This window comes from Pedococcus sp. P2_D9, assembly GCF_056404275.1.
Window position 1 is genome coordinate 230343 of record NZ_JBFUEI010000001.1, and the last position, 25130, is coordinate 255472.

The 25130-nt window shown below is 69.5% G+C and carries 22 protein-coding genes; 14 read left to right on the top strand and 8 right to left on the bottom strand.

Going from position 1 to position 25130, the window contains the following annotated elements; translation table 11 throughout:
* Window positions 1-37: 37 nt before the first annotated feature.
* From AC1DXJ_RS01075 to AC1DXJ_RS01095, 5 genes are read right to left on the bottom strand one after another with little or no spacing between them, the layout of a single operon-like run.
* Complete coding sequence (locus AC1DXJ_RS01075) at window positions 38-997, bottom strand: ABC transporter permease (RefSeq protein ID WP_477612788.1); 960 nt, start codon at window positions 995-997, stop codon at window positions 38-40.
* 10 nt (window positions 998-1007) lie between these two features.
* On the bottom strand, window positions 1008-2078 hold the full coding sequence (locus tag AC1DXJ_RS01080; RefSeq protein ID WP_477636187.1) for an ABC transporter permease: 1071 nt from the start codon (window positions 2076-2078) through the stop codon (window positions 1008-1010).
* A gap of 6 nt (window positions 2079-2084) precedes the next feature.
* Complete coding sequence (locus AC1DXJ_RS01085) at window positions 2085-3167, bottom strand: ABC transporter ATP-binding protein (RefSeq protein ID WP_477612790.1); 1083 nt, start codon at window positions 3165-3167, stop codon at window positions 2085-2087.
* Window positions 3164-4198: an ABC transporter ATP-binding protein gene (locus tag AC1DXJ_RS01090; RefSeq protein WP_477612791.1), complete on the bottom strand. Its 1035-nt coding sequence runs from the start codon at window positions 4196-4198 to the stop codon at window positions 3164-3166. Before AC1DXJ_RS01090 ends, AC1DXJ_RS01085 begins: the two co-directional genes overlap by 4 nt.
* 9 nt (window positions 4199-4207) lie before the next feature.
* A complete protein-coding gene (locus AC1DXJ_RS01095; protein WP_477612792.1) occupies window positions 4208-6007 on the bottom strand; it encodes an ABC transporter substrate-binding protein in 1800 nt (599 codons plus the stop codon).
* 242 nt (window positions 6008-6249) lie between these two features.
* On the opposite strand from AC1DXJ_RS01095, the gene AC1DXJ_RS01100 reads away from it, so the two are divergent.
* The 10 genes from AC1DXJ_RS01100 to AC1DXJ_RS01145 all read left to right on the top strand — a co-directional run bounded on the left by AC1DXJ_RS01100 (window position 6250) and on the right by AC1DXJ_RS01145 (window position 15825).
* Complete coding sequence (locus AC1DXJ_RS01100) at window positions 6250-6933, top strand: response regulator (RefSeq protein WP_477612793.1); 684 nt, start codon at window positions 6250-6252, stop codon at window positions 6931-6933.
* Between the two features lie 54 nt (window positions 6934-6987).
* Window positions 6988-8322, top strand: a complete 1335-nt coding sequence (locus tag AC1DXJ_RS01105) for an ATP-binding protein (RefSeq protein WP_477636188.1) — start codon at window positions 6988-6990, stop codon at window positions 8320-8322.
* On the top strand, window positions 8291-8905 hold the full coding sequence (locus tag AC1DXJ_RS01110) for a hypothetical protein (protein WP_477624732.1): 615 nt from the start codon (window positions 8291-8293) through the stop codon (window positions 8903-8905). The genes AC1DXJ_RS01105 and AC1DXJ_RS01110 overlap by 32 nt, the downstream gene beginning before the upstream one ends.
* A 128-nt stretch (window positions 8906-9033) precedes the next feature.
* Complete coding sequence (locus tag AC1DXJ_RS01115) at window positions 9034-9816, top strand: DUF4184 family protein (RefSeq protein ID WP_477612796.1); 783 nt, start codon at window positions 9034-9036, stop codon at window positions 9814-9816.
* A 58-nt stretch (window positions 9817-9874) separates the two neighbouring features.
* Window positions 9875-10339 (top strand): PPOX class F420-dependent oxidoreductase, encoded by a 465-nt coding sequence (locus AC1DXJ_RS01120; RefSeq protein WP_477612797.1) that lies wholly within the window; start codon window positions 9875-9877, stop codon window positions 10337-10339.
* Window positions 10340-10462: 123 nt separating this feature from the next.
* The gene (locus tag AC1DXJ_RS01125) at window positions 10463-10819 is read left to right on the top strand and encodes a hypothetical protein (protein WP_477612798.1); all 357 of its coding nucleotides are present in this window, start codon (window positions 10463-10465) and stop codon (window positions 10817-10819) included.
* 32 nt (window positions 10820-10851) lie between these two features.
* Window positions 10852-12042 carry a dephospho-CoA kinase gene (gene coaE / locus AC1DXJ_RS01130; RefSeq protein WP_477612799.1) on the top strand — a complete coding sequence of 397 codons (1191 nt, stop codon included), beginning with the start codon at window positions 10852-10854 and terminating at the stop codon, window positions 12040-12042.
* Between the two features lie 58 nt (window positions 12043-12100).
* Window positions 12101-14209, top strand: a complete 2109-nt coding sequence (gene uvrB, locus AC1DXJ_RS01135) for an excinuclease ABC subunit UvrB (protein WP_477612800.1) — start codon at window positions 12101-12103, stop codon at window positions 14207-14209.
* A complete protein-coding gene (locus tag AC1DXJ_RS01140; RefSeq protein WP_477612801.1) occupies window positions 14206-14550 on the top strand; it encodes an MmcQ/YjbR family DNA-binding protein in 345 nt (114 codons plus the stop codon). The genes uvrB and AC1DXJ_RS01140 overlap by 4 nt, the downstream gene beginning before the upstream one ends.
* Before the next feature lie 270 nt (window positions 14551-14820).
* Window positions 14821-15825, top strand: a complete 1005-nt coding sequence (locus AC1DXJ_RS01145; RefSeq protein ID WP_477613417.1) for a TerC/Alx family metal homeostasis membrane protein — start codon at window positions 14821-14823, stop codon at window positions 15823-15825.
* On the opposite strand, the gene AC1DXJ_RS01150 is transcribed toward AC1DXJ_RS01145, so the two are convergent.
* Window positions 15814-16686 (bottom strand): EamA family transporter, encoded by an 873-nt coding sequence (locus tag AC1DXJ_RS01150; RefSeq protein ID WP_477612802.1) that lies wholly within the window; start codon window positions 16684-16686, stop codon window positions 15814-15816. The two genes, AC1DXJ_RS01145 and AC1DXJ_RS01150, sit on opposite strands and share 12 nt — an antisense overlap.
* A gap of 232 nt (window positions 16687-16918) precedes the next feature.
* Between AC1DXJ_RS01150 and AC1DXJ_RS01155 the strand changes: the two genes are divergently transcribed.
* The 3 genes from AC1DXJ_RS01155 (at window position 16919) to AC1DXJ_RS01165 (ending at window position 19097) form a co-directional block, all read left to right on the top strand.
* A complete protein-coding gene (locus tag AC1DXJ_RS01155; RefSeq protein ID WP_477632099.1) occupies window positions 16919-17551 on the top strand; it encodes a sensor histidine kinase in 633 nt (210 codons plus the stop codon).
* Window positions 17548-18198: a response regulator gene (locus AC1DXJ_RS01160; protein ID WP_477612804.1), complete on the top strand. Its 651-nt coding sequence runs from the start codon at window positions 17548-17550 to the stop codon at window positions 18196-18198. Before AC1DXJ_RS01155 ends, AC1DXJ_RS01160 begins: the two co-directional genes overlap by 4 nt.
* Before the next feature lie 224 nt (window positions 18199-18422).
* A complete protein-coding gene (locus tag AC1DXJ_RS01165) occupies window positions 18423-19097 on the top strand; it encodes a response regulator (RefSeq protein WP_477612805.1) in 675 nt (224 codons plus the stop codon).
* Here the strand turns inward: AC1DXJ_RS01165 and AC1DXJ_RS01170 are convergent.
* Together AC1DXJ_RS01170 and AC1DXJ_RS01175 are read right to left on the bottom strand one after the other, a co-directional pair.
* Window positions 19094-19870, bottom strand: a complete 777-nt coding sequence (locus tag AC1DXJ_RS01170; protein ID WP_477612806.1) for a maleylpyruvate isomerase family mycothiol-dependent enzyme — start codon at window positions 19868-19870, stop codon at window positions 19094-19096. The genes AC1DXJ_RS01165 and AC1DXJ_RS01170 overlap by 4 nt on opposite strands.
* Window positions 19867-21681 (bottom strand): glycoside hydrolase family 15 protein, encoded by a 1815-nt coding sequence (locus tag AC1DXJ_RS01175; protein WP_477636189.1) that lies wholly within the window; start codon window positions 21679-21681, stop codon window positions 19867-19869. Before AC1DXJ_RS01175 ends, AC1DXJ_RS01170 begins: the two co-directional genes overlap by 4 nt.
* Before the next feature lie 246 nt (window positions 21682-21927).
* Between AC1DXJ_RS01175 and uvrA the strand changes: the two genes are divergently transcribed.
* Entirely contained in the window at window positions 21928-25068 is a 3141-nt protein-coding gene (gene uvrA, locus AC1DXJ_RS01180; RefSeq protein WP_477636303.1) for an excinuclease ABC subunit UvrA, read from the top strand.
* Window positions 25069-25130 lie beyond the last annotated feature (62 nt).

The window sequence follows — 25130 nt, forward strand, 5'->3', positions numbered from 1 at the left end:
GGCCGGGCCTCTCGGCGTCCCGGTGTGCGGAGACCCCTCAGTGGAGGCGGACGCGGGGGTCCAGCACGGCATACGCGAGGTCGACCAGGATGTTGGCCACGACGACGGCCGCCGCTGCGAAGAGGACGATCCCGATGATGACCGGCAGGTCCTGCTGGTTGATGGCGTCGATCGCCGTCTTGCCGAGCCCGGGCAGGCTGAACACCGTCTCGGTGACCACCACGCCGCCAAGCAGGGAGCCGACGTCGATCCCGAACTGGGTGACGATGGGCGTGAGCGCGGCTCGCAGGCCGTGCCGCAGCACGACCCGGCGTTCGCGGATGCCCTTGGACCGCGCGGTCCGGATGTAGTCCTCGCCCAGCACGTCCAACATCGAGGCGCGGGTGAGCCGCGTGTAGGTGGCGGCGGAGACCAGCGCCAGCGTGAACCACGGCAGGACCAGGTGCTGGGCCCAGCCGCCGAGACCCAGGGCGAGCGGCGAGTAGCCACCGGCCGGGAAGGCCGTGTGCCCGGCCAGGGTGAGCCGGAAGTACAGGAGGTAGAGCAGCAGGATGCCGAGCAGGAACGTCGGGGTCGAGTAGAAGAACAGGCTCATGGCCGTCAGGGAGCGGTCGGTGAACGAGCGCGGGTGGGTCGCGGAGATGACGCCGTTGAAGACGCCGAGGCCGAGCCAGATGAGGGCCGCCCCCAGCACCAGCGAGATCGTGATCGGCAGCGCGGCCCCCAGGATCGTGGTCACCGGGACCTGGTGGTAGTAGTCGTAGCCGAGGTCCCCCCGCACGGCGTTGCCCACGAAGTCGAGGTACTGCTTCCAGAGCGGTTGGTCCAGACCGAGCCGGTGGGAGATCGCCGCAACCGTCTCAGGCGTGGCCTGGCGACCGGCGAGGGTGCGCGCCACGTTGTTGGGCGCGACGAAGAAGAGGCCGAAGACTGCGACCGTGATCAGCCACAGGACGAGCACGCCGAGGACCAGCCGTCGGATCAGGAAGCGCAGCATGACCGTCTCCTCACTTCGCCATGAGCCGGGCAGCGCGCGGGTCGAAGGCGTCCCGGATCCCGTCGCCCAGCAGGTTGAAGGCGAGGGTGGTGACCAGCAGGGCGGCGCCCGGGAAGACCACGAACCACCATGAGGTCGTGTAGTAGTTCTGGGCCTCGCTGATCATCCCGCCCCAGTCGGCAGTCGGTGGCGCCAGCCCGAGACCCAGGAACGACAGCGTCGCCTCGACGACGATCACCACCGGAATCAGCAGCGAGGCGTAGACGATCACGGGGGCAAGGACGTTCGGAAGGATGTCGACGAACATGATCCGCGAGTTGGAGGCGCCAAGAGACCGGGCCGCCTCGACGAACTCGCGTTCGCGCATCGACAGCACCTGTCCCCGCACGATGCGGGCGACCGACGCCCAGCTGAAGAACCCGATGACCAGGACGGTGACGATCAGGCTGGGACCGGTGATGGACACCAGCGCGATGGCGACGAGCAGGAAGGGCACCGACAGGACGACGTCGATCAGTCGAGCCAGGACCGTGTCCACGATTCCCCCGAGGAACCCTGCCGCAAGCCCGATGACCACGCCGATGACCACGGTCAGCGCCGTCGATGCGACACCGACGAGCAGCGAGATGCGCGAGCCGTAGGCGATCCGCACGAGGATGTCCCTGCCGAGGTCGTCGGTGCCGAGCCAGAACTCGCTGGACGGCCCTCGGGGGAGGCCCTCTGGCGTGAGGCCGGTGGTGCGGTACTGCTCGTTGACGGGGTGCCCGGTGATCATCGCGGCCAGCGGCGCGAGGAACGCCATCAGCACGATGACCACGATGACGACCAACGAGATCATCGCCACCCGGTCTCTCCGCAGGCGCTGCCAGGCCAGCTGCCACGGAGTGCGGCCCTGGATGCTCCCGACGCCCCGGGCTTGGCCCGCGCTGGGGTCGCCTGCGCTGCCGTCGCCGGGCCCACGGGCGGGACGGCCGGAGCCGCTGCCGAGGGCGTCAGGATCGAAGGCGGAACCCAGGGCGGCAGGACCGGAGGCCTCAGGAGAGGGACGTCCGACCGCCGCCGCGCCCTTCATGTCGCTCATGCCGACTCAGCCTCCTGTGGATGGTGCGACCCGATGGTGCGACGACGTGTCGATCTCGGTGTCCTCGACGCGGGGGGTGGCGAGTGAGAGGTCCTCGCCGACCTCCAGCGGGTGCAGGCACGCCGTCTGGTGCGCGGTGCCGTCACCGAGCACCGGAACCAGCGGAGGGTCGGTGACGGCGCAGTCCTCGCGAGCCTTGGGGCAACGGGTGTGGAACCGACAGCCCGACGGCGGGTTCGTCGGAGTGGGCAGGTCCCCGACCAGCACGATGCGTTCGCGACTGTCCGCCACGTCGGGGTCGGCGTGCGGCAGGGCCGACAGGAGCGAGCGGGTGTAGGGGTGGCGGGTGCGGTTGAACAGCTGCTCCGCGGGGGCGAGCTCGGCGATCTTGCCCAGGTGCATCACGGCGATCCGGTCGCTCACGTGCCTGATCACGGACAGGTCGTGCGAGATGAAGACGTAGGTGAGGCCGAAGTCGTCCTGGAGGTCGATCAGCAGGTTGATGATCTGCGCCTGGATCGACACGTCGAGGGCCGACACCGGCTCGTCGCAGATCACCAGCTTGGGCCGCAGGGCAAGCGCCCTCGCCACTCCGATGCGCTGACGTTGCCCTCCGGAGAACTCGGCCGGGAACCGGTTGTAGTGCTCAGGGTTGAGCCCGACGCGCTCCATGAGCTCCTGCACGTTGCGCTTGCGCTCGTCCGCCGACCCGATCCCGTGGATGACGAACGGGTCACCGATGATCGACCCGACGCGACGGCGAGGGTTCAACGAGCCGTAGGGGTCCTGGAAGATCATCTGGATGTCCTGGCGCAGCGGGCGCATCTCCCGTCCCGAGAGCGAGGTGATGTCGCGGTCCTCGAACAGGACGGAGCCCGAGGTCAGGTCGTAGAGCCGAGCCAGGCACCGGGCCAGCGTCGACTTGCCGCACCCGGTCTCACCGACGAGTCCGAGGGTCTCCCCGCGCCGCACGTCCAGGGTGACGCCCGCGACCGCCTGCACCACGTCGTGCTGCCGCCGCCAGCCCGCCGATCGGACCGGGAAGGACTTCGTCACGTCCTGGGCCCGAAGGAGCACCTCGGACCTCATGGCCGGGCCCCCGTCGGAGCGGGCGAGACACCACCGGTGTCGAGGGGTCGGCTGGTACGGCGCCCCTGGGCGTCGTCCGGCAGCCAGCACGCCGACTGGTGCAGGGGATCGTCGTGGACCGTGTCGAGCGGTGGGGTGGCGCCCCAGCACCGCTCGAACGCATAGCGGCAGCGGGGGGCGAAGGGGCACCCCGCAGGGAGTCCGATGAGCGAGGGAGGTGCCCCCGAGATGGGGGTGAGCCTGGCCCCGGGACCGCCCTGTGACGGCAGCGACGCGAGGAGGCCCTCGGTGTAGGGGTGGTGGTTCCGGTAGAACAACGTCCGCCGCGGCGCGCGCTCCATGACCGACCCGGCATACATCACCACGACCTCGTCGGCCATCTCGGCGACCACGCCGAGGTCGTGGGTGATCAGGATGATCGCCGTTCCGAAGCGCTCCTGGAGGCTGCGCATCACGTCGAGCACCTGAGCCTGGACGGTCACGTCCAGGGCGGTGGTCGGCTCGTCGGCGATGAGCAGCGCAGGGTCGAGGGCCATAGCCATGGCGATCATCACGCGCTGGCGCATCCCGCCGGAGAACTGGTGCGGGTAGTCGTGGATCCGACTGGAGGCACGGGGGATTCCGACGAGGGTCAGCAGCTCGGCCGCGCGTTGCTGGGCCGCCGACTTGGAGACCTGACGATGCGCGCGGATCATCTCCACGATCTGCCATCCCACTGTGTAGTAGGGGTGCAGGCTCGAGAGCGGGTCCTGGAAGATCATGCCGATCTGGTCGCCGCGGACCCGGCGGAGCACCTCCGGGTCGGCGCCGATCAGGTCGATGCCGTCGAACCGCGCCGACCCGCTGACCTGGGCGCCGCGGGTCAGTCCGGCGATGGTCTGCGTCGCGACGCTCTTGCCCGAGCCGGACTCTCCGACGATGGCGAGCGTGCTGCCACGTTCGACGTCGAAGGAGAGTCCGCGCACGGCCTGGACGACACCGTCGGCGGTGGTGAAGGCGACCTTCAGGTCACGAACCTCCAACAGTGCCATGGTGTTTGCCTACCCGCCCTGCTTGCCTGCGGTCAGCCAGACGTTCGCAGGGTCGAAGTTCTGGAAGGCCGGGATGTAGACGGCGTTCTGCACCTGGCTCGCCCGGTAGTTGGGGTTCAGGGAGTTGGTGATGGGGAAGAACACCGCGTCCTCCATGACCTGGTGGTCGGCCTTGGCCCACAGCTCCTTGGCCTCCTGCTCGGTCTTGGCGTTGGACGCCTGCACGATGAGGGCGTTGGTCGCCGGGCTGTTGTAGAACCCGAAGTTGCTGCCGATCGGCGGGTAGGCGGCCTGACCGAAGTAGAGCGGCTTGAAGAACGACAGGGCCGCGTTGCCGTACCAGTCCGCGCCCCAACCAGAGGGGGCGATGTCCCACACGCCGCGTTGCGCGACCGTCGGCACCTGGAGGTACTTGGTGTAGAAGTCCGCGTTCGGCGAGGGGACGCCGACGACCTTCACGCCGATCTTGGACAGGTCCTGCTGCACGGTCTGGAACGACTTGCTCTGCCCCTCGGACGCGTTGCGGTAGAGCATCTTGATGGTGAGCCCGTTGGGGTAGCCGGCCTGGGCCAGCATCGACTTCGCCTTGGCCGGATCGGTGGGGTAGAGGTCGAAGTCCTGCTCACCTCCGACGATGTTGGACGGGAGCACGTGGGTCAGCGGAGGGGCGATCTTGGGCCCACCGAGCACCTGGATGATGTTGGCCCGGTTCAGCCCGTAGGACAGCGCCTGCCGGACCTCCTTCTTCTGGAGCGCCTTGTTGTTGTTCGGCGACACCGTGTTGAAGACCAGGTACGGGTTGCTGGACGAGCCCTCGCCGAGGTTGAGGTTCGGGTCCTTCTTGGCGATGAGAGCGGGCAGCTGGGACGGCGGGACGAACGCGTCGAACTCGAGGTCCGCGCTGGGGGTGCCGGTCTGCAGCTGCTGCTGGATCGAGTCCTGGCTGACGGTCTCGTTGATCACGATCTTGTCGACGTATGCCTTGCGGATCGGGTCGGAGGCCGCGTCCCACGCCGTGTTGCGGCTGAACGTGATGTTCTTCGTGGCCGTGTAGGAGTCGATCTTGTACGGCCCGTCGGAGATCGTGTGGGCGGCCAGCTCCGGGCTCGCGGGCAGGTAGGCGTCCCACTCCTTGGGGGCCGGGGAGAACGCAGGAAGGGTCAGCATGTCGACGAAGTAGCTCGCCGGGTGGGTGAGGGTGAACACGACGGTCTCGTCGTCCTTCGCGGTCACGCCCGCCACCGGGGTCTTGTCGACGTATGCCGCGAGGGCAGCGGGCGTCTTGCCCACCTTCGCGAACCCGTCGCAGAACGACTGGAAGCCGACGATGAGGTCGGCGTAGTCGGGCAGGCCGCCGAAGGGCTGCACCGGGTTGCAGGTGCGCTTCACCCCGCGCACCATGTCCTGCGCCGTCACCTGACGGGCCGGGGTGGTGTTCCACTTGGCGCCCTGGCGGATGCTGATCGTGTAGGTCTTGCCGTCGGCACTGATGCCTTTGCCCTCGGTGGGGAGGGCGGTGGCCAGGTCGGGTGCCGCCTTGGTGACCTGACCCTCGATGGCCGGGTAGGTGAACAGCTGCCGGCTCCACAGCCTGAGCGCCATGTAGCCGGCCGAGTAGTAGCTGATGTTGGGATCCATGTAGTCGACGTCGCCGGCGCCGAGGATGTTGAGCGTCCCGCCCTTGGCGACGGCGCCGCTGGAGCTGGACGAGCCTGACGCGGTGCCGTTGTTGTTGGCGCAGGCCGCCAGTCCGAGACTCGCAGTGCAGACGGTTGCCACCGCTGCGAGCCGACGTGTCCTGGGGATCATCACATCCTCCTCGGATGGGTAGACGGATCCGGTTTGAAGGGGCATGGCCTGCCGGTCGCGCCGGACAGGTCGACTGCGAACCTAGGCACTCGGGAGGGTGCCCGGCGGGCCTTCGACTCGACCGTCACGGGACTGCAAGGGGCTCGTCATGGACCATGGCCCTTCATGACGATTACGTGACGGAACGCCATGTCCGAGAGGACTTCCGGACGGACCTCGTGAGCCGGTGTGATACTGGCGAGGTGACGCGACGCGTGTTGCTCGTGGAGGACGACGCCCGAGTTCGCCGCGTCCTGCGCCTCGCCCTGGAGGACGAGGGGTACCACGTCTCGGAGGCGGCGACGGGGGAGCAGGGTCTGGCCGACCTGCCGCGCGAGGAACCCGACGTCGTGCTCCTCGACGTGATGCTCCCGGACATGGATGGCTTCTCCGTGTGTCGCGAGATCCGGCACCGGAGCAACGTGCCGGTGATCATGGTGACCGCCCGCTCGGACAGCCACGACGTCGTGGCTGGGCTCGAGGCCGGTGCCGACGACTACGTCACGAAACCCCTTGTCGCCAAAGAGCTTTCAGCGAGGATCCGTGCCCTCCTCCGTCGGGTGGAGCCCGCGGTGGACCACCGCCCGCGCCGTCCAGTCCTGGGCGACCTGTCGATCGGGCTGGACGACGGCGTGGTGCTCCGCGACGGCGAGCCGGTCGCGTTGACCCGCACCGAGTTCCGCCTGCTCGCGGAGCTGGCCGTGGCCGAGGGCCGCATCCTCAGCCGCGAGGACCTGCTCGACAAGGTGTGGGGCTACGGCTACTTCGGCGACTCGCGGATCGTCGACGTCCACATTCGTCGGTTGAGGACGAAGGTCGAGCGCGACCCTGCGAGTCCCCGCCACGTGGTGACTGCCCGCGGCCTGGGCTACCGGCTGGCCGGTTAGGTGGGGCGCGGTCCGCGCACGTCGCGCCGGGTGCTTGCGACGCGACGGGTCGGGGTGCGTGGCCGCRTCACGCTCGGGTTCGGGGTGCTGGCCCTCGGTCTGTCTGCGCTCCTGTCCGGACTGGCCTGGACGCTGGTGACCCGCACCATGGTGTCGCAGACCGAGCAGACCGCACTGGTCGAGACGGCGCTGGATCGCGGCGAGGTGGAGAACGCGCTCTCGACCGGAGCCACCGGCCTCCCTGCCGTCCTGGAGGGAGTGCCGGGGACGGACTCCGCCGCGGTGCTCGCCCAGGTGGACGGGCGGTGGTACGCGACGTCCCCCAGCCTGGGCCCGGCGAGCCTGCCCGGCGGGCTCGTGACGATGGTGAGCGGCGGCCAGGGTGCGACCCAGCGCATCCGGGTGGACGGCACCCTGCACCTCGCGGTCGGGTTGCCGCTCTCGGGAGGGAGGGGTAGCTACTTCGAGGTCTACTCCCTCAGTGAGATGCAGCGCACGGCTCGCGTCCTGTCACTCGGCCTCGTGGCGGCGGCCATCGTCACCGTCCTCATGGGGCTGGGAGTGGGGCGGTTCGCCAGTCGGCTCGCGCTGCGCCCTCTCACCGAGCTGAACCGGGTGGCCGCGGACGTGGCAGCGGGCCGGCTCTCCACACGCCTGGATGCCGACGGCGACCCGGACCTCGAGGAGCTCGCCGGTTCGTTCAACCAGACCGTCGAGGACCTGCAGCGCCACGTCGTCGCCGATGCGCGGTTCGCCGTCGACGTGAGCCACGAGCTGCGCACGCCCATGACCACCATGCTCAACTCGATGCAGGTGATCCAGAACCGCCGGGACCAGCTTCCCGAGTCGGTCCGCGAGCCGGTCGAGCTGCTGGCGGACGAGCTGGAGCGGTTCCGCGCCCTGGTCGTCGACCTGCTCGAGATCTCGCGGCACGACGCGGGCGACCAGGTGGTCCGGGAGACCGTGCGGATGGGCGACCTCGTCCGCCGGGCCGCCGATGCGGCTGCAGGCCGGGAGGTCACGTCGGTCGACGAAGCCGTGGCCGGGCTGACGATGGACGTCGACAAGCGACGCCTCGAACGCGTCGTCGCCAACCTGGTCGGCAATGCGGAGACGCATGGAGGCGGGTGCACGGGGGTGCGCGTCGAGCGTGGGGCGCACGGGCTGCGTGTGGTCGTCGAGGATGCCGGGCCCGGAATCGCGCCCGAGCGGCGGTCGCGGGTGTTCGAGCGCTTCGCGCGCGGAGGCTCGAACGAGCGCACAGGAGTCGGGCTCGGGCTGGCGATCGTGCAACGGCACGTGGCGCTGCACGACGGTCAGGTGCTCGTCGAGGAGACCCCCGGGGGAGGTGCCCGCTTTGTCGTCGAGCTACCGACCGCCACCTCGTGACGGGGTATGCCGCGGTGTCATCCGCGGTGCCGCCGTCGCCTTCGCCGTCATGGTCACCTGCGGCCTTGGGCTGTCGGCGTGTTCGATCGGTACCCAGTCCGCCCCGGTGCCCGCTGTGGCCCCCACGGCCTCCGCATCCTCGTCCGGTCCGAGCCGTCAGGGTGTCCCACTGACCATCCAGGTCTACCTGGTGCAGGGGGACCGCCTGGCTCGGCTGACGCGAACCGTCCCCCCTGGCGCGGGGCTGGAGCCGTCCTTCGTGGGGTTGGCGACGCCCATCACCGCGACCATGTCGGCGGCGGGGATCCGCAGCGCGCTGCCCCTGGCCAGCACTCCGCTTCGCGGCACCGTGGAAGACGGGGTCGCACGGATCGAGCTGCCCACGGGGTTCGAGCGCATCTCCGTGCACGAGCAGTCGCTGGCCATGGCCCAGCTCGTGTTCACGGTGACGGCCAACAGCCTGGCGACAAGCGTCCAGCTGGTCCAGGGGGCCAGGGCCCTGCCCATGCCCGACCCGAGCGGACAGCTGGTCACGCGGCCCGTGACCCGAGTCGACTACGCCGCCTACAACCCGCCCGGCTGACGCCTGCCGACGACCGCGGACGCCTGCTGACGCCTGCCGACGACCGCGGACGACCGCCGCGATCTGACGAGGTGGGCTGGCCCGCGGCGGCGCGGCGGTGCAGTGGCCGGGGGGTTAGGGTTCCCCGCATGCCGTTCACGCTGAGCCACGTGGCGGCGGTGCTCCCCGTCGTCGGACGCAGGCACACCGCCCGGGTCGTCCCCGCCGCGTGGGTCATCGGGTCGATGGTGCCGGACATCCCGTGGTTCTTCACCGGCGGCAGAGGGGCTGCCTTCCTGCACTCGTGGCCGGGACTGGTCACGGCCGACCCCGTCCTCGGGCTGGCCCTCCTCACGCTGTGGCGGGGCGCGCTGTTCGCGCCGGTCCGAGACCTGCTTCCGCCGGTGGTCGGTCTTCGTCTCCCGACCCCCGAGCCGCTGAGGTCGACCCGATGGGGATGGGCGCTGCTCGGCATCGTCCTCGGAGCGACAACGCATCTGGTCTGGGACGACTTCACCCATGAAGGCCGGTGGGCGGTGGCCCGAATCGGCTGGCTGCACACCGAGCACGCCGGGCTCCTCGGGGCGCAGTGGGCGCAGCTGGCCAGCGGGCTGGTCGGGGGAGCCGTGCTCCTCGTGGTCTGCCTGAGGCTGCTCGTCGCTGCCACGCCGGGTGCCGACCGCGGCTGGGTGTCTCCGGCCCAGAGGCGGCAGGCAGCTGCGACCGTGGTGGCCGTGGCGGTGCTCGGGGCGGCCGGTGGCGCCTTCTCCGCGAGGGGCCTCGACGTCGAGGTCGCGCTGTTCCGGGCCGTCACGCGTGGTGGCGCCGCGGCGGCCGGTGTGTCGCTCCTGGTCTGCCTGGCCTGGTGGCTGCGGCGCCCGCGCCGTCCGGCGGGGGAACGGCTGGTGAGCTCGGCTGCGGCACGAAGGTGAGCACCCGGCATACCTGACTGGGGAGGCGCAACGTCTCACGGTGGGTAGCGTGCAGGTCATGGGACGCACCATTGCCACAAACACGACGGTCGACCGAGAGGGCCTGCTGGACTTCGTCCGGCCCCGACACCAGATGCTGGTCATCACCAGCCGGGCGGACGGGCGGCCCCAGGCCTCGCCCGTGACGGGTGGAGTCGACGACAGCGGACGCATCGTGATCTCCAGCTATCGCGATCGCGCCAAGACGGCCAACGCGCGCAAGCGCCCGGCCGTGAGTGTCGTCGTGCTGTCCGACGACTTCGGTGGGGCGTGGGTGCAGGTCGACGGCGACTGCGAGGTGCTCGACGCCCCCGACTCGGTCGAGCCCCTGGTGGAGTACTTCCGCAACATCTCCGGCGAGCACCCCGACTGGGCCGAGTACCGTCAGGCCATGGTCCACCAGGACAAGTCGATCCTGCGCATCACGCCGACTCGCTGGGGGCCCGTCGCGACCGGAGGCTTCCCCGCCCGCTTGGCCGACTGAGGGCCGCAGCTCGGACCGGAAGGTGCTCGGTCACGGTTGCGCGACGAAGCTCCCGAAAAGCCCGCGGAGCCTGACGAGGGGCCAGTACCGTTCTGGGCCATGGATGTGGGCAGGTTGCGGTCTGTGCTCGTGTGGTCAGGCAAGTTCGTCGTCGCGTTCGCCAGCGTGCCCAGCTGGGTGCTCAGTGCCTACTTCCTGCAGTGGTTCTGGCCGGGCGCCAAGCTGGGTCAGACCTGTGACCTGGTCCGTCAGCCCTGGTGCAGACCGGGCAACGGCATGCCTCAGTACATCATTGTGGCGGTCCTCGTCGGCGTGGCCAGCGTCCTCCTGCTGACCGCCGTCCTGAACGCCTTGACCGCACTCGGACCCCGCGGCAGCTGGTTCGCCGCCTGCGTCTGCGCCGTGCTGAGCGGCGCTGCTGTCACCGTCGTGCCGGCCCTGCTCGAGCCGCACGCTCCGCACTGGTGGTTCGCCGCCTGACGGCCCGGAGCCGTGCGGATAGGGTGGGTGACATGTTGCGCGTGGGCCTCACCGGAGGCATCGGGTCGGGGAAATCCACTGTGGCACAACGACTTTCGGAACTCGGCGCGGTCGTCATCGATGCTGACGTCCTCGCCCGCGAGGTGGTCGCGCCCGAGAGCTCGGGCCTCGAGGCCATTGTCGGCCGCTTCGGCGACGGTGTCCTCGATGACGCAGGTGCCCTCAACCGTCCCGCCCTCGGTGCCATCGTGTTCGCCGACGAGCAGGCACGACGCGACCTCGAGGGCATCACCCATCCCCTGATCGCGCGCCGGACGGCCGAGCTCGTGGCCGCCGCGCCGGAGGGTGCAGTGGTGGTCCATGACGTCCCGCTGCTCGTGGAGAAGGGCTACGGGCCCGGGTACCACCTCGTGGTGGTCACAGGGGCTGACATCCAGACCCGGGTCAAGCGGCTCATGCACACGCGAGGGATGACCGAGACCGAAGCCCGCAGCCGGATCGCGGCCCAGACCACCGACGAGGAGCGTCGCGCGGCGGCCGACGTCTGGCTCGACAACGACGGGCCCAGGGAGCACCTGATCACAGCGGTCGACGTGCTGTGGCACGAGCGCCTGGTGCCGTTCGAGGAGAACGTCCGCGGCGGCATACGCGCAGCGAGGGTCGAGAGGCTCGCGCTGGTAGCGAGCGATCCGACGTGGCCGACCCAGGCACGGCGGCTGCTCGCGCGGCTGCGGCTGGCGTTCGGTGATGCGCAGGTGACGATGGACCACATCGGCAGCACCGCCGTCCCGGGTCTCCTCGCCAAGGACGTCATCGACCTCCAGGTGGGCGTCCGGTCGCTCGACGACGCCGACGACCCGGACCTGGTGGACCGATTGACCAGGGCGGGATTCCCACGTCCTGACGGGGACTGGGCCGACAACGCCAAGGACGGCAGGAGCTGGCCCAAGCGGTTCCACGGCACTGCCGACCCGGGACGCATGGCCCACGTGCACGTGCGGGAGGTCGGGAGCCCGGGATGGCGGTGGGCACTGGTGTTCCGTGACTGGATGCGTGCCGTGCCCGAGGCGCGCGAGGAGTATGCCGCGGAGAAGCGCCGCCTCGCCGCCACCGGTCTGGGGACGAGCGAGTATGCCGCCGCGAAGGAGCCGTGGTTCGACTCCGTCCACGAGCGGGTCGAGGCCTGGGCGCGCGAGACCGGGTGGGAGCCCCCACGCGGCTGAGGGCGGGAGAGGGACCGCCGGACAGGGCACTGTCGGCGGGTCCGCCTACGCTGGACGCATGCGTCCCACGACTGACCTGCAGCGCACGGTCGCCCCGTTCGAGGTCGTCTCCGAGTTCTCGCCCGCGGGAGACCAGCCCACTGCCATTGCCGAGCTCACGACCCGGATCAGGGCGGGGGAGAAGAACACCGTCCTGCTCGGTGCCACCGGCACCGGCAAGTCGGCCACGACCGCCTGGCTGATCGAGCAGGTGCAGCGGCCGACCCTGGTGATGGCCCCCAACAAGACGCTGGCGGCGCAGCTCGCCAACGAGTTCCGCGAGCTGCTGCCCAACAACGCGGTCGAGTACTTCGTGTCCTACTACGACTACTACCAGCCCGAGGCCTACATCCCGCAGACGGACACCTACATCGAGAAGGACTCCTCGATCAACGACGAGGTCGAGCGGCTGCGGCACAGCGCGACGAACTCGCTCCTGACCCGTCGTGACGTCATCGTCGTCGCCTCGGTGTCCTGCATCTACGGCCTGGGCACACCACAGGAGTACGTCGACCGCATGGCCCGGCTGCGCGTCGGCCAGGAGGTCAACCGCGACGACCTGCTGCGACGCTTCGTCCAGATGCAGTACACCCGCAACGACCTGGCGTTCACCCGAGGGACCTTCCGGGTCCGTGGCGACACCGTCGAGATCATCCCCGTCTACGAGGAGCTCGCCGTCCGCATCGAGTTCTTCGGCGACGAGATCGAGCGCATCTACACGCTCCACCCGGTGAGCGGCGAGATCATGCGCGAGGAGCAGGAGATGTACGTCTTCCCGGCGACCCACTACGTCGCCGGGCCCGAGCGGATGGAGCGGGCGATCCGCGGCATCGAGCTCGAGCTCGCCGACCAGCTCGCGGCGTTCGAGAAGCAGGGCAAGCTGCTCGAGGCCCAGCGGCTGCGCATGCGGACCACCTATGACATCGAGATGATGCGCCAGGTCGGCTCGTGCTCGGGCATCGAGAACTACTCCATGCACATCGACGGTCGAGGTCGCGGGACGGCGCCCAACACCCTGCTCGACTACTTCCCCGAGGACTTCCTCCTCGTCATCGACGAGTCCCACGTCACCGTGCCTCAGATCGGTGCGATGTACGAAGGCGACATGTCGCGCAAGCGCCAGCTCGTCGACCACGGCTTCCGGCTCCCGTCCGCCATGGACAACCGTCCCTTGCGCTGGGAGGAGTTCCTCGGCCGGATCGACCAGACCGTCTACCTGTCCGCCACGCCGGGTCCCTACGAGCTGGCCCAGAGCGAGGGGATCGTCCAGCAGATCATCAGGCCGACCGGCCTGGTGGATCCCGAGGTCATCCTCAAGCCCACCAAGGGTCAGATCGACGACCTGCTCCACGAGATCGGCGAGCGCACCAAGGTCAACGAGCGCGTCCTCGTGACGACCCTGACCAAGAAGATGGCCGAGGACCTCACCGACTACCTCCTCGACAAGGGGGTTCGGGTCCGCTACCTGCACAGCGAGGTGGACACCCTGCGCCGCGTCGAGCTGCTCCGTGAGCTGCGGATGGGGGAGTACGACGTCCTCGTCGGGATCAACCTGCTGCGCGAGGGCCTTGACCTGCCGGAGGTGTCGTTGGTGAGCATCCTCGACGCCGACAAGGAGGGATTCCTGCGCTCGGCCAGGTCGCTCATCCAGACCATCGGGCGCGCCGCGCGCAACGTGTCCGGTCAGGTGCACATGTACGCCGACAAGATCACGCCGTCCATGCAGGAGGCCATCGAGGAGACGCAGCGCCGCCGCGAGATCCAGATCGCCTACAACCTCGAGGCCGGCGTCGACCCCCAGCCGCTGCGCAAGAAGATCGCCGACATCACCGACCTGCTCCAGCGCGAGGACGCCGACACCGAGGCCCTGATCGGCTCGGGACGCAGCCAGTCGCGGGGCAAGGGCGGCGGACGCGGAGGCCGCGGAGCGGTCCAGGCCGACGCGGGTGTGGCCACCGACCGGCTGCGCAACCTGCCCGCCAACGACCTGGCCAACCTCATCCAGGAGCTGTCCACCCAGATGCACCAAGCAGCGGCCGACCTGCACTTCGAGCTGGCCGCACGGCTGCGCGACGAGATCGGCGACCTGAAGAAGGAGCTGCGGCAGATGTCCGAGGCCACCAAGTGACGCCGGACCAGCTGCGCGAGCACTGCCTGGCCAAGCCCGGGGCGTGGGTGGACCAACCGTGGGAGGGCGACTTCGTCGCCAAGGTCGGCGACAAGATCTTCGCCTTCATGGGCGACGAGTCGGTCGGGCTCAAGTGCGGCGCGAACCGGACCGAGGCCGACGAGTGGGTCCTGCAGTACCCCGACGACGCCTCGGTGATGGCCTACATCGGCAGGTCCGGCTGGAACACGCTGCGCCTGGGTGGTGCGATCGCCGACGACGAGCTCCGTGAGGCCGTCGACGCGTCCTACGACACGATCGTCGCCAAGCTGCCCAAGTCACGACGGCCCCAGCAGGCCTGACCGCGCCCAGCCGATGGATGGGACGGCGGCGTCCCGAGTTGGGTTTGCGGGTCGGAGTCTGGGACACTGGCTCCAGATCATCGGAGGGGAGTATCCCCACGCGGTGTCCTCGTCATCACGGTCGCTCGTCGCACGGCTCACGCAGCCACGCGGCATACCGACCCGGGGAGCCGGTCCGCACCTGTCTGGGGCGGGAGAGACCTCCGGCCACCTCGTCGTGACCGGAAGGTTCCCACTGTGACCGCGTTCGTTGCCACCACTGCCACCCGGATGGAAGTCCCCACCTGGGTCTGGTACCTCACCGTCGGCCTGATGGCCGCCGTCCTCCTCTTCGACGTCTTCATCATCGCGCGGCGCCCGCACGTGCCGTCGACGAAGGAGGTCAGCGTCTCGCTGGTCTTCTACATCGGCGCAGCGGTGCTGTTCGGGCTGGGCGTGTGGTGGTTCACCCACGACCAGGCCGGCGCCAAGTTCATGACCGAGTACTACGCGGGCTGGCTGACCGAGTACTCGCTGTCCATCGACAACTTGTTCATCTTCCTGCTGATCATGGCCAGGTTCGGCGTCCCCGAGAAGCTCCAGCAGTCGGCCCTGCTCATCGGCATCATCATCGCCATCGTCCTGCGCGGGATCTTCATCGCCGCCGGTGCGGCCGCGATCGACCGGTTCTCCTGGGTCTTCTACATCTTCGGTGCCTTCCTCATCTACACCGCCGTCAAGCTCGCCAAGGAGGGCGAGACCGACGACGACGAGTACGAGGAGAACCGCTTCATGAAGTTCGTCGAGCGCCGCTTCCCGGCGACCGACCAGTACGCCGGCGCCAAGCTGTTCACCCGCATCGACGGCAGGAAGCTGGCCACCCCCATGTTCATCGTCATCATGGCGCTGGGCACCACGGACCTGCTGTTCGCACTCGACTCGATCCCGGCGATCTACGGCCTGACCAAGGAGCCCTACCTGGTCCTCACAGCCAACCTGTTCGCCCTGATGGGCCTGCGCCAGCTGTACTTCCTCATCGGTGGCCTGCTCAAGAAGCTCGTCTACCTCAGCCTGGGGCTCGCCGTCCTCCTGGCCTTCATCGGGCTCAAGCTCGTGCTGCACGCGCTGCACGAGAACGAGCTGCCCTTCATCAACGGAGGTGAGCACGTGACCGCCGCCCCGGACATCCCGATCTCGGTCTCGCTGGGTGCGATCGTCGTCATCCTCGGCGTCACGACCGTCGCGAGCCTGCGCAAGTCCCGCAAGGACGAGCGGGAGCGGCTCTCAGCCTCCTGACGCGGCAGGGTCCTTGCGCTGGCCGGCGCCCATGACCAGGGCGCTGGCCACGACCACGAGCGCCATTCCGGCCAGCTGCGGCTGGGTCAGCCGTTGTCCGAGGACGACCAGACCGGCAAGGGCGGCTGCGGCCGGCTCGAGGCTGAGCAGGATGCCGAAGACCCGCGGACTCAGGTGCCGCAGGGCGGCCAGCTCGAGCGAGTACGGCAGCACCGAGGACAGCACGGCGATGCCCAGCCCCTTGGCCACCGACTCGGGGGACCAGGAGGGCGCGCTCGCCACGCCGAACGGCAGCGTGACCACCAGTGCGACGGCCATGGCGAGGGCAAGCCCTTCGAGCTTGGGAAACTCCCGCCCCGCGCGACCACTGGCGAGGATGTATGCCGCCCAGCAGGCCCCCGCGAGGGCGGCCAGCCCCAGCCCGGTCCACTCCATGTCCGCGAGGGGGATGTCGAGGGCTTGGGAGATGAGCACCACGCCGACGGCGGCTGCGGCCACGGCGGCGAGGTCGCGCAGCCGTCGCGACAAGGCCGTCGCGAGGGCCAACGGGCCGAGGAACTCGACCGTCACCGCGACCCCGATGTGCAGGTGCGCGAGCGAGGAGTAGAACGCGAGGTTCATCAGGCCCAGGGCGAAGCCGAACGCCAGCACGGTCGACCACGCAGTGCGGCTGTGACCGCGGACGCGCGGACGCGCGATGGCCCAGAGGATGGCCGTGGCGAACAGGAGGCGGAGGGTGACCGAGCCTCCCGCACCGATCTCGGGGACCAGGGTGGCCGCCAGCGCGCCACCGAACTGCACCGAGACGATGGCGGCGAGGACGAGGAGCAACGGCCGAGCCGGGGTCCGTGTCGCCACCATGGTTGGCGACTCTAGTGAGGTGAGGAGGGGGCACCTCCACTCGACCGTCGCAGGGCACGGGACGCACTGCACGGCCAGAGCAGGCAACCGGCAAGTATTGGCGAGGTCACCTAGTCCCTAATGACTATTGCTGCCCGTCTTTTTGAACTCATACCGTTGACGAGTCGCGGAACCACAAGGAGACCTCACAGGGGGTGCTGGTCTCCGGTCTGCGGGGTTGTGAGGGACATACATGGCTGCTTTTCTTGAAGATCGCCAGCGCCCAGTCGCTGGCGGGGAGATCGACACCGTACGAGCGCTGCTGCACGACCTGCGTCAACCGTTGGCCGCGATCCTGCTCCTGGCAGGCACCGAGGGCGGGGACGTCGGTCGCAAGATGGACGGTATYGCCGGACAGGCGCGTTGGCTCGCCGAGCTGGTCGAGACGAGCCTCAGTGAGGCCGCGGCCGACGAGGTCACGAGCACCGACCTGGCGGCTGTCGCGACCCGGGCGGTGGCCCGGGCTCGCGCCACGGCGAGCTGCGAGATCACGATCGATGCGAGCGGAGCGCTCGAGGCGTGGGCTCGGCCGGTCGCCTTGAGCCGGGCGCTGGCCTGCGTGCTCGACAATGCAGTGCGTGCCGCTGGCGACGGGGGCCACGTTCACGTTGACGCCTACGCCGACCGCGATGGCGCTCACATCATGGTGACCGACGACGGCCCCGGCCTCGGCAAGGTGACCGCCCGCACGTCGCTGGGCCTGACCACCACCAGGGCGATGGTGGCCGCCTGTCACGGATCCTTCACGCTGCACGCGGCGGACGGTGGTGGCACGGTGGGTGAGATCTGCCTCGCCCAGACCGAGCTCGGGCTGGTGGCGTCATGAGGATCGTCGTCTGTGACGACCACCTGCTGCTCCTTGAGGCGCTCGGTCTCGCACTGGGTGCCCGCGGACACGAGGTGGTCGCCCTGGCCGGCACGCCGGAGGAGGCGGTCAGCGCCGTGGCGATGCACCGTCCCGACGTGTGCCTGCTCGACGTCAACTTCCCCGGCGGGAGCTCGGTCTCCGCGATCCACGTGATCCGTGAGATCTCGCCCGAGACCAAGGTCGTGATGCTGTCGGCCGAGGCCGACCACTCGATCGTGGGCCGGGCCATCGCCGAAGGTGCGTCGGGCTACGTGGGCAAGGAGAAGCCCATCGTCGAGATCGTCGAGATGCTGGACCGCGCCGTCCGTGGCCAGCTCGCCGTCGAGCCGTCACTGCTGCAGCGGGCCCTGCGCCCGTCGAAGTCCACCGACGACCCGCTGTGGGCCCTGCAGTTCCTGACCGACCGCGAGTGGCAGGTCATGCGTTGCATCATGGACGGCCAGACCACCGAGGAGATGGCGACGTCCCTCGGCGTCCAGCGCAGCACGGCCCGCACCCACGTCCAGAACCTGCTCACCAAGCTGGGGGTCCACTCGAGGCTCCAGGCGGCGGCCCTGATGTCGGCGCACGGTTCCCAGGAGTCCTGGCCGGCCCACTTGCGCTGAGCGTCACCCGGGCCGTCGTCTCGACGGACGGCGTCGTGCGAACCGACGGCATCGTCCGGACGGACGGAATCGTGTGGACGGACGGCGTCGTCCGAACCGGCGACGTCGTCCGAACGGACGGCGTCGCATGGACGTAACGGACTAGTCCGGTCACCCTTTTGACGTAGGACGACCTCCGGCACGGGCCGGTTTTGTCCGCTCTGCCGGTGCGTCACCGTGGGGCCATGCCAGCCCCCGTGCGCGTGTTGCTCGTGGATGACCACCAGGTGTTCGTGGACGCCCTGGCCATCTGTCTGGGGGACTACCCGGACATCGTGGTGCAGGGTTCTGCGACCAGCGTCACCCAGGCCCTGCGGCGCCTGGAGGAGGTCGAGTGCGACGTGGTCGTGCTCGACCTCGACCTGGCGGGCGAGGATGGCCTCCTGGTCGCCCGGGAGGCGTTGGTGACCAGGCCGTCGATGGGCATCGTCGTCGCCACGGGCGCGGCGGCGGGGGACCAGATCGTGGAGGCCGTCCAGCTGGGCGTCCGTGGCTGGGTCTCCAAGACGGAGACCGCCGAGGCGCTCGTGGACGCCATCCGCGGCGTGGCGCGGGGGGAGACCCGCATCCCGGCCGGCTTGCTGGCTGGAGTCCTGGTGGCGCTGTCCCGGGGACAGCGCACCACGGTCGAGCACGTCCAGGGGATCCGTGAGCTCACCGGGCGCGAGCTCGAGGTCCTCGGCTGCCTGGTCGAGGGCATGAGCCGAACCGAGATCGGGACCCTTCTGCACGTGTCCCCCAACACCGTGCGCACCCACGTCCAGAGCATCCTCCACAAGCTCAAGGTGCACTCAGCCCTGGCGGCGGTGGCCATCGCCCGGCGGGCCGGCATCTCGGGGGCGTCGCTCCCGATCCCCTAGGCCCCGGGAGGGAGTTCCGGAAGGCCCCCTTCCGCACTGACGCCGGCGTCGATGCGCCGGGCCAGCCAGAGGAGCACCCCGGGCCGCGAGCCGTGGATCTCGGTGGAACCCTCGCCGACCATCCACTGGTCACCTTCAGAAGTTCTCAGGTCCAGGGCTGGCGGGTGACCGCCCATGCGCAGCCTCGACACCGCATCGTCGATGAACCGGCGCAGCAGGTCCGGCTCGACATCGCCGAACCCGAACCCGTCGTCGAGGTCGACGTGGTGGTAGACGACCTCGCGCAGCCGCACGAACGGCAGGGCCATCGGTGAGATCTTCAGGCCACCACGCATCTCGACCTCGTCGACGGCGAGCGACCCCGTGAGCTCGGCCAGCCGCGGCGCCAGAGCAGAAGCGGTGCGGGCGACGTCGTCGACGAAGACGCCGGCCGGACGGCGGTCGTCGGATGAGGCCGGCCCTGCGCGCAGGGCGCCCTCCTCGATCTCGGCGTCACGGGCCGCGGTGCCTCCGGGATACATCTCCCGAGGATGTCCGTCCAGGGCCCACTCGGTGAGCCGCAGGATCGCGTCGGCGTTGCGGGCCACGTGGGTGAGGACGTGCGCGCGGCTCCAGCCCTCGCAGAGCGACCTCGCCCCTACGTCACCGAGCTGGGTGGCATGGTCCACGAGCAGCTGGGTATGCCGTGACACGAGCCGGAGGTCCGTGTCGAGGTCGGCAGGGGAGCCCGGGCCACGGCCCGAGCCGGTACCGGCGGTGGTGGGGTCGGTCATGGCAGCTGTCCTCCCGCGCTGGCGGCCCCCTTCGCCTCGGCCTCGGCGAGGGCGTGGGCCGCGCCGATGAAGGTGAGGTGGGAGAAGGCCTGCGGAAAGTTTCCCACCATCCGCTTCTCGAGGGGGTCGTACTCCTCGGAGATCAGGCCCACGTCGTTGAACAGCGCGACGAGACGGTCCATCAGGTCCCGGGCCTTCTCGACCTGTCCGCACACGGCATACGCGCTGACGAGCCACCACGAGCAGGCCAGGAAGGGGTGCTCGTCGCCGGCGAGGCCGTCCACACCGCTCTCGGTGCGGTAGCGCAGCAGGAAGCCTTCACGCACCAGGTCCTGCTCGATGGCGGCAACCGTGCCGAGGACGCGCGGGTCGTCAGGAGGGAGGAAGCCCACGAGGGGGATGAGCAGCAACGACGCATCGACCTCGGTCGTGTCGTAGTGCTGGGTGAAGGTGTTGCGCTCGGCGTTGAAGCCCTTGGTGAGGATCTCGTCGCGCACCTCGTCCCGGAGCTCGCGCCACCGCTCGACAGGGCCGTCGAGCCCCCACTTCTCGACTCCCCGGACCGCCCGGTCGAACGCCGCCCACACCATGACGCGGGAGTGGGTGAAGTGCCGCAGGGGGCCACGGATCTCCCACAACCCGTTGTCCGGCTCCTGCCAGTGGCGCGCGAGGTTCTGGACGAGGGCACGCTGCATGGCCCACGACTGCGTCGACACCTCCAGCCCCCGCGCGCGGGCCTCGTCGAGGGCGATCATGACCTCGCCGAGGACGTCGGACTGGCGCTGGTCCACCGCCCCGTTCCCGATCCGGACAGGGGTCGAGCCGGCATACCCGGCGAGGTGGTCGAGCGTGCGTTCGGGTAGGCGACGGGATCCGTTGATGGTGTACATGATCTGCAGGTCCTCGGGGTCGCCGGCCACGGCACGCAGCAGCCAGTTGCGCCACAGGCGGGCCTCGTCGACGTACCCCGAGGCCAGCAGCGCCTCCAGCGTGAGGGAGGCGTCGCGCAGCCAGCAGTAGCGGTAGTCCCAGTTGCGCTCGCCGCCGAAGTCCTCGGGCAGGCTCGTGGTCGGCGCAGCGACGATGCCCCCGTAGCGCGAGTGCGTCATGCCACGCAGCGTCAGGAGCGACCTGACGACGAGCTCGCGATAGGGGCCCTCGTAGTCGCACCGGGCAGCCCACTCGTTGGACACCCGGATCGTCTCCGCGATCCTCGAGTCGATGTCCAGGGGTGGCGGCACCTGCTCGAACGAGGGGAACCACGTCGTCGAGAACGTGTGGGTCTCTCCGGCGGCGACGTCGAACTCGTCCTCGTGGTGCCCGTCACGGGCGTGGGGGAGCCGGCTGCCGCGCAGCACGAGCATGTCGGGCCCGGCGACCGCGGTGATGACGTCGCCGTCGAGGCGGTGTCCCACGCTGTGCGACACCCACGGGCGGACCTTGCCGTAGTCGAAGCGGACCACCCACTCGTGACACATCGTGACCGTGCCGCGCAGGCCCTCGACACTGCGGATGATGTCGGCCCGTCCGTCGCCCAGCGGCATCAGGTCCGTGACCTTCACCGCGCCCGTGTCGGTCTCGTGGACAGTCTCCAGAACGAACGAGTTCTCGATGTATCGACGGGTGCTGCTGGCGGGTCCCTTGGGGCCGAGGAGCCAGCGCCCGTTGTCGGGGGTGCCGACCAGCGCGGCGAAGCAGGCGCTCGAGTCGAACCGGGGGAGGCACAGCCAGTCGATCGAGCCAGCGCGGCTCACGAGGGCAGCGGTCTCGGTGTCGCCGAGCACGGCGTACTCCTCGATGGGGGTGGTCATGCGACGACACCCCGAGGACCCGAGTGAGGGACGAGCGAGGCCCGGAGGGGCGAGGAGCCTGGCCGGTTGGGCGTGGTCATGCGACGAYACCCCGAGGACCCGAGTGAGGGACGAGCGAGGCCCGGAGGGGCGAGGAGCCTGGCCGGTTGGGCGTGGTCATGACGAGAGGGTATGCCGCGTGCAGGGGTCCACGCGGGAGGTGCCGGGCCGGTGGCCGGGAGAGGGTTGTCGGTGCGGCCACCTACGATGGTGCGCGTGACTTCAGCCGTGCCCGCCCGCCGCCACCAGCACGACCAGCTCATCGTCCGGGGTGCCCGTGAGCACAACCTCAAGGATGTGTCGGTCGAGCTGCCTCGTGACTCGCTGATCGTCTTCACGGGTTTGTCAGGGTCAGGCAAGTCGTCCTTGGCCTTCGACACGATCTTCGCCGAGGGGCAACGTCGCTACGTCGAGTCCCTGTCCGCCTATGCCCGGCAGTTCCTGGGACAGATGGACAAGCCCGACGTCGACTTCATCGAGGGGCTCTCGCCGGCGGTCTCGATCGACCAGAAGTCGACCAACCGCAACCCGCGCTCGACGGTCGGCACGATCACGGAGGTCTACGACTACCTCCGCCTGCTCTTCGCGCGCGCGGGCCGTCCGCACTGCCCGGTGTGTGGCGAGCCGATCACCCGGCAGAGCCCCCAGCAGATCGTCGACCGCCTCCTGGAGCTGCCCGAGAAGACCCGGTTCCAGGTCCTCGCCCCGGTCGTCCGCGCCCGCAAGGGGGAGTACGTCGACCTCTTCGGCGAGCTCCAGAGCAAGGGCTTCTCGCGAGCCCGGGTCGACGGCGAGGTCGTGTCGCTGACCGATCCCCCCAAGCTGGAGAAGCAGGTCAAGCACACCATCGACGTCGTGGTCGACCGCTTGGTGGCCAAGGGCAACGACACCGGGGCCAAGCGGCGGCTCACGGACTCCGTCGAGACCGCCCTCGGGCTGGCCGGGGGTGTCCTCGTCGTCGACTTCGTCGACAAGGACTCCAAGGACCCTGAGCGTGAGCGACGCTTCTCCGAGCGGATGGCGTGCCCCAACGACCACCCGCTGGCGATGGACGAGGTCGAGCCCCGCTCGTTCTCGTTCAACAGCCCCTTCGGCGCCTGTCCCAAGTGCACCGGTCTGGGCACCGAGCTGGAGGTCGACCCCGAGCTGCTGGTCCCCGACGAGGACCTGACCCTTGCCCAGGGCGCGATCGCCCCCTGGGCGTCAACCAGCGGGTCCGCCGAGTACTTCCAGCGCGTGATGACCGCGCTCGGTGAGGACCTCAAGTTCACGATGGACACCCCCTGGCACGCCCTGCCGGACCGCGCCAAGGAGGCGCTGCTGCACGGTCAGAACTACAAGGTCCACGTCCGCTACAAGAACCGCTACGGGCGGGAGCGGTCCTACACGACTGGCTTCGAGGGTGTGGTCCCCTTCGTGAAGCGTCGACACTCCGAGACCGACTCCGAGTGGAGCCGGGAGCGCTACGAGGGGTACATGCGCGAGGTGCCGTGCCCCGAGTGCGGTGGCGCCCGCCTCAAGCCCGAGTCGCTGGCCGTTCACATCGGGGGCCGCAGCATCTCGGCAATCTGTGCGCTGGCCATCGCCGACTGTGCGAAGTTCCTCAAGGAGGTCGACTTCACCGTCCGTGAACGGCAGATCGCCGAGCGGGTGATCAAGGAGATCGACGCGCGGCTCGGGTTCCTGCTCGACGTGGGGCTCGACTACCTCTCGCTCGACCGCCCGGCGGGCACGCTCTCCGGCGGCGAGGCCCAGCGGATCCGGCTCGCGACCCAGATCGGCTCGGGCCTGGTCGGAGTCCTCTACGTCCTCGACGAGCCGAGCATCGGTCTGCACCAGCGCGACAACCACCGGCTCATCGAGACGCTGACGCGGCTGCGCGACCTCGGCAACACGCTCATCGTCGTCGAGCACGACGAGGACACGATCGCCACTGCGGACTGGGTCGTCGACATCGGCCCGGGAGCCGGCGAGCACGGTGGGGTCGTCGTCCACTCGGGCACGGTCCAGGGACTGCTCGAGCACCAGGACTCGATCACCGGCAAGTACCTCTCCGGGCGCCTCGAGATCCCCATGCCCGCTCTGCGCCGACCCCAGGAGCGCGGGCGCGAGGTCACCGTCGTCGGGGCTCGCGAGCACAACCTGCACGGGGTCGACGTGTCGTTCCCGCTGGGCAACCTCGTGGCGGTCACCGGAGTCTCCGGCTCGGGCAAGTCGACGCTCGTCAACGACATCCTCTACAACGTCCTGGCCAACAAGCTCAACGGTGCCCGCCACGTCCCGGGGCGGCACAAGACGGTCACGGGCCTGGACAACCTCGACAAGGTCGTCCACGTCGACCAGAGCCCGATCGGCCGCACTCCGCGGTCCAACCCGGCGACCTACACGGGTGTCTTCGACGCCGTGCGCAAGCTCTTCGCGACGACGACCGAGGCCAAGATCCGTGGCTACCAGCCCGGTCGGTTCTCGTTCAACGTCAAGGGCGGTCGCTGTGATGCCTGCTCGGGCGACGGCACCATCAAGATCGAGATGAACTTCCTCCCCGACGTCTACGTCCCGTGCGAGGTGTGCCATGGGGCGCGCTACAACCGCGAGACGCTCGAGGTCCACTTCAAGGGCAAGACGATCGCTGACGTCCTCGACATGCCGATCGAGGAGGCCGCCGACTTCTTCGCCGCGGTGCCCGGCATCGCTCGCCACATGAAGACGCTCAACCAGGTGGGGCTCGGGTACGTCCGACTCGGGCAGCCCGCACCCACGCTGTCCGGTGGTGAGGCGCAACGCGTCAAGCTGGCCGCCGAGCTGCAGAAGCGGTCGACGGGCCGGACCATCTACGTCCTGGACGAGCCCACCACGGGGTTGCACTTCGAGGACATCCGCAAACTGCTCCTCGTCCTGCAGGGTCTGGTCGACAAGGGCAACACCGTGATCGTGATCGAGCACAATCTCGACGTCATCAAGAACGCCGACTGGATCGTCGACATGGGTCCCGAGGGCGGCAACGGCGGAGGTCGCGTCATCGCCGAGGGCACTCCCGAGCAGGTCGCCACGGTGGAGGACAGCTACACCGGGCAGTTCCTCGCGCCCATCCTGGCGCGCAGCGCGCGCACGCCGCAGCGAGCCACCGGGGCGGCCAAGCGCACCGCAGCTGCGGCCGCGCCGAAGAAGACCGCCACCACGAAGACCGCGACCACGAAGCCGGCAACCAACGCGACTCCGAAGACGACGACTGCGAAGAAGGCGACCGCGAAGAAGGCGACGGCGAAGAAGGCGACCGCGAAAGCGGCCACGAAGCGCGCCGCCCCCAAGGTCACGTCGAAGTCCGCGAAAGCGCCCTCCACGAGGTAGGCCCACCCCGCCGATGAAGGCTCCTGCGCGAACGGCCCCTCGGAAATCACCGAGGGGCCGTT